The organism is Candidatus Hydrogenedentota bacterium (genome assembly GCA_012523015.1).
Taxonomy (GTDB): Bacteria; Hydrogenedentota; Hydrogenedentia; order Hydrogenedentales; family CAITNO01; genus JAAYBJ01.
In genome coordinates, this window is sequence record JAAYJI010000107.1 from 1 (window position 1) to 4,067 (window position 4,067).

Genomic DNA, 4,067 nt, shown 5'->3' on the forward strand with positions numbered 1-4,067 from the left:
AACTATAAAGAAGCCCTATTTTTTGTACGGTTTCGTTCATTTCACCACCGATTCTAATAAAGGAAGGTAGTAGGTATCAATAACGTGGTTCCAGAGGTAGTGTTTTTGTACGCGTTCCAGACCTGCAGCGCCGAGGCTCCGCCGTTGTTCTTCGTGATCTAAAAGCCAATCTAAGGCGTTGAATAGCGCGTTAGAATCCCCTGAATCGAAGAGCAGCCCTGTCTCTTGGTGCAGCACAATATCATGGAGTCCGCCGCAATCAGCGGCACAAACCACAGTTCCTGCGCTCATGGATTCCAAGGCGACGAGCCCGAAAGGTTCTTCCCATCGCGAGGGAATCACGCAGATGTCCATTTCACCATAGGTACGGCGCAGTGTATCATAGGGCATCCAGCCCGTAGAAGAAAAAAAAGGTCCCTGCCACAAAGGATCAAAATGGGTAGCATAAATATGGAAATCGTCCCGTTTGCGGAGGAGACGCGCGCCCGCTTCGAGAAGCAAAGATAAGCCTTTGGCCGGGTCGTCGACACGGCCCGCCATAAATATTCGTTTTTTATCGTTGTTCTGTAAAAATGGTAAAGACGGTGAGGGACCCTCAGGCAAGAGCGATACGCCGCCGGGAATAACATGGACTTTGTCCTTATAACGAGCGAGACTGTCCCGCAGTGCCGTATTAAAGACTACCAAAGCGTCCATGATGTCTAAGGCTTTACGAAACAGTGCGTAATAGCCCGTCTCATAGGCACGGGCAAGCAGATAGTCCTGGAGCCACGCTTCTTCTCGCCCCAATTTGATTTGAGGCGCCAGTGATTGGAAAGCACAACGTCGGCAATAGTCCGGATAACGCAAGTAATTGTAATCACAAGGAATACCATCTTTAAATCGGTAGGCGTCGCGGGCGCATAAGAGTTCATGGGCGTAATAGCGGCTAATAAGGGGGTATTGGGCTAAAGCAAGAGCAACAAGTGGTTTTAGGGCATATCCATGGCTGAGAAACACCACGTCAGGCTTCCATTGATCCACAGCTGCGCGCAGCGTTTCGACGACTCTATCCGCTCGGCAACAAGAAGGATTGACAGGCAACACGGTACAGGGAAAAGGGAGCTCTTCCTCTTGGACGATACCTCGCCCTGCTACACTTTCAAAATGGGGCACAAACAAACGAACGTCCATTGCGCGCTCTTTGAGACCCTTAAGTACGTGGAATAGATCGACATCGGCACCGCCTTGAGCGGGCCAACAAAAGAGCATATCGACACATGCGACACGCAGCGATCTATACATTTTCGTAGTTACCCCATAATGATTGTATTTCTAAATATATAAAAATGGTGATTAGTCGGTAAGAAGCGTGACTTCTGTTTCGAGCAGTGTGCTAAGGGCCGATAAGAGCACCGATTCCACTTCAGGCGCGACAAGACTCGCTTTTGGGCCCGTTTCATAGCCGCCCGTTTCATAGGCGCGGGCAGTACCGATATAGCCGGGTCCGTAATCCCCATAAGCCGCCATAGTCACGAAGAGATCGGGCCGTGCAGCTTTCGCGGCAAGCTGATATTCTACAAAGAGCTCGCCAGGCATATGCAGGATACGCGCCTTTCCGATATGGAGACAGGAGATGTTGATGGCATCGCCAGCCTCACAGCGCTGCAGCCATGCCAGTCCGGAAGCACAGCTTAAGATGCCAACGCCTTCGGCGCGATTTTCAAGGCCGGATTCAAATTGTTCACGATTTAGGTGTTTTCCCGCGGGGAGTAGCGCAGGTGTCATCTCCCAACGAAGTATTTCACTGTCTAAAGGCTGTTTTTCACTATGTTCCCACGCTTGTTTCATGCCGTCTGCAAGGCGTTGGGCAAGGATAAGGCGGTTTTCTTTCGATCCGTCATTGTATTTACCGGCGCCGATATTGCCGGCTGCACCGGTGAAATGGATGTGCAGCGCTTGGGGCACTTCAAGTTGCCGCATAAAGCGCGCTAAACCGGGGAAGTCGGGGTTAGGGATGCCGGTACGGTAATAACTTTGAGGATGGCAGGCATAGTAACTGAGTATGGCAACAGGAGTGTCTTCGTTCCACAGACCGACAAGACAGACATTAGAATCGATAATGCCCTCAGGTTCAGCGCGCAGTTCTGGATCTGCACAGCTGGTAAAGCGTACGGCACGGATTTTACCGGTTTCGTCGGGGATTCGACGGTTGGACGCTACTTCCTTAACCTCCGCCGTGCCGACACTATAATGGGTGATGGGTTGTGCGTTGGGCAAAGCGTCGCGCACGGCAGCCTCCAGCTGATTCAGTATTTCCCGGGCGAAGGCGCCTTTATAGCATTTAAATTCAAGGTCATATTTAGCGGCGAGGGCTTCCACGGAAAAGTCACAGGCAGGCGCATCATGTTGATGAACCGTGTGCACAGTGACTCGGTCAGGGCTGGTGCTCGCGGCTCTTGCTAGGGCTTCGCGGAAAGCTTTGTTGCCGTCATTGCCAATGCCGATCCAATCCATAGCGCAAAGTACGATAGGCGCTCCGGATCCGATCAAGACTACGCCTTTAGCGCGCAGTCCCAGATCCCAGGTATTGATGACCGGGTCATAAGCCATCTGAAAACCGAGGGGCGGTGTAATATCCATATCGAAGACAGCGGCAGTCATGCCGTCGCTCCAGGCGAAACCTAGGCTTAGGGTACAGATGGCGACAATGAGGATACAGATGCCTCGTGCCGGTTGCAGTGCTTTCATAACGCGCTCCTTGACTTTTTCGGGATACAACAAGTGGGTTGGCATCGCCGGTATATTAAGAGGATCTGCTATGCAGATCCCACACAAAGGTGATGCAGGAATCACCGCCGTATCTTAGTTTTATACGATAAAGTTTTGACGACAGTCAACCGCCTAAGGTTTCGCCCCTTAAGCGGCTGCGCCTATCAGCTTTATGTTGTTAAAAGGATCAAGGTGTTTCCATGGCAATTTTTTGCGTTTCATCGTCAATACGAATCATCACACGGAAGCCCACATTCTGGACGGCCTGCCACGGTTGATAGGGTGTCCTGAAGGCGGAACGGGCGCGGAAGGGCCGATCTGTCCAGGAACCGCCCCGCACTACGCGTTTCGCCTCACCGATAATATCATTTCTGCCGTCGTCGTCTTTGTAAGGGTAGGGCAGATAGGCAGAGCGTGTCCATTCACAGCCGATGCCATGCATGTCTTTCAATCCCCAAGGGTTGGGCGCATATTGTCCTACGGCACAAACAAGCCGTTCCCCATCATCAAAGCGTGGGTCCTTGGGCAGGAAATCCATGAAGGGCGAAGGGTTGGGAATAGGCTGCGGATTGACGCCTGCCACAGCCAGACGTATGACCGAGGCATCGGCGAGGTTTGCATAGGGCGAGAAGTCGGTGTCGAGACCGCCATAGAATAGGGCGTCGGCACCGCCGGCGCGACATGCCCACTCCCATTGCGCCTCCGTAGGCAGGGTACAGGGTGTGCCAGATTGTGTGCTGAGCCAATCGGTAAAGGCGAGTGCTTCATGCCAAGAGACGCGTATAACCGGTTGATCCGCTTCATTGGCAGGATAGCCCGGTGTCGTATGATCTTTATTGTGTTGGTCAATATAACGGCTGTCATGCTCAGCATCGTAACAGGCGTACTGTGCATTGGTCACTTCTGTCACACCCAGCCAGAAGGGGGTATCGATAGTGACCGTGGTACTCGGGCTTTCATCGGCGAAATGTTCGCCGCCCATACAAAAACTGCCTGCCGGTATCCATACAAAATCCATGGTGATCCCATCAGCGAGGGTCAGGCTTCGCTTGATCTCCGCGCCTCCTTGTTGTTGGCGCTGTGCTGCTTCTTCGGCGGAGAAAGCCCACCCTTTTTGATAGGGCGCAGGCGTCGGCGTGTCTCCTTGAGGCGCTTCATATTGGTCGGGATAGTCGGCAACTGTCAGCTCTTCTTCGGTATCATCTTCAGGCAGGTGCGAATAGAGGGCGCGCATTTCTGCACGGCGCACGCAACTATTTCCGGGGATGTCGATATGGTCGCTCCATCTGCCGTGATCGGGTACGTTTAGATCAATC

At 52.7% G+C, this 4,067-nt stretch carries 3 protein-coding genes; all 3 read right to left on the minus strand.

The genetic code is table 11. The features are described from left to right. Nucleotides 1-36: 36 nt before the first annotated feature. A complete protein-coding gene (locus tag GX117_04630; protein NLO32628.1) occupies nt 37-1,284 on the minus strand; it encodes a glycosyltransferase family 4 protein in 1,248 nt (415 codons plus the stop codon). A gap of 51 nt (nt 1,285-1,335) precedes the next feature. Further along, nucleotides 1,336-2,643, minus strand: coding sequence for a hypothetical protein (locus GX117_04635; GenBank protein NLO32629.1), 1,308 nt, complete (start codon nt 2,641-2,643; stop codon nt 1,336-1,338). Between the two features lie 295 nt (nt 2,644-2,938). Next, the coding region (locus GX117_04640) for a formylglycine-generating enzyme family protein (GenBank protein NLO32630.1) at nt 2,939-4,067 on the minus strand (1,129 nt) is incomplete at its 5' end.

Excerpts from the sequence above, each read along its gene's own strand:
- GX117_04630 (NLO32628.1), bottom strand. The coding sequence starts at position 1,284 with ATGTATAGATCGCTGCGTGTCGCATGTGTCGATATGCTCTTTTGTTGG.
- GX117_04635 (NLO32629.1), bottom strand. The coding sequence starts at position 2,643 with ATGACTGCCGCTGTCTTCGATATGGATATTACACCGCCCCTCGGTTTT.